This window comes from Pseudomonas orientalis (assembly GCF_001439815.1).
Classification (GTDB): domain Bacteria; phylum Pseudomonadota; class Gammaproteobacteria; order Pseudomonadales; family Pseudomonadaceae; genus Aquipseudomonas; species Aquipseudomonas orientalis.
In genome coordinates this window covers 1-547 of sequence record NZ_JYLM01000035.1, presented here as the reverse complement: position 1 = coordinate 547, position 547 = coordinate 1, and the positions used below count along the sequence as shown (strand labels likewise).

The following is a 547-nucleotide window of genomic DNA, read 5'->3' as shown; positions in this document are numbered from 1 at the left end:
CAAGATCGACCCTCGCATGAAAGCCATCGCAACGGTCAGCATGTACGACATGGGTGCAGCCAATCGAAATGGTTTGAAGCACTCGCAGACACCCGAACAACGCCAGGCGATCATCGCGCAAGCAGCACAGCAGCGCGATGAGGAGTTCTCGGGCGGTGAAACCCTTTACACCAGCGGTACGGTGCACCAACTGGACGAGAGCACTCACCCGATCCAGCGTGAGTTCTATGATTTCTACCGCACACCGCGCGGCGAATACACGCCCGCCAGCTCGACCAAAGCGCTGACCACGCACCCGACGCTGACCAGCAACGTCAAGTTCATGAACTTCTACCCGTTCAATGACATCGAGACGATCTCACCTCGTCCGATGCTGTTCATTGCCGGCGCCAACGCGCACTCCAGAGAGTTCAGCGAAGAAGCTTACAAGCTGGCTGGCCAACCCAAGGAACTGGTCATCATTCCAGACGCTGGCCATGTTGATCTTTATGATCGCGTCGACCTCATCCCTTTCAACAAGCTGGCGAACTTCTTTCAGAACCATCTG

The 547-nt window shown here is 56.1% G+C and carries 1 protein-coding gene; it reads left to right on the top strand.

Annotation, left to right across the window (positions count from 1 at the left end):
• A partial coding sequence (locus tag TU82_RS27355; protein ID WP_169794978.1) for an alpha/beta hydrolase occupies positions 1–547 on the top strand: 547 nt, incomplete at both ends.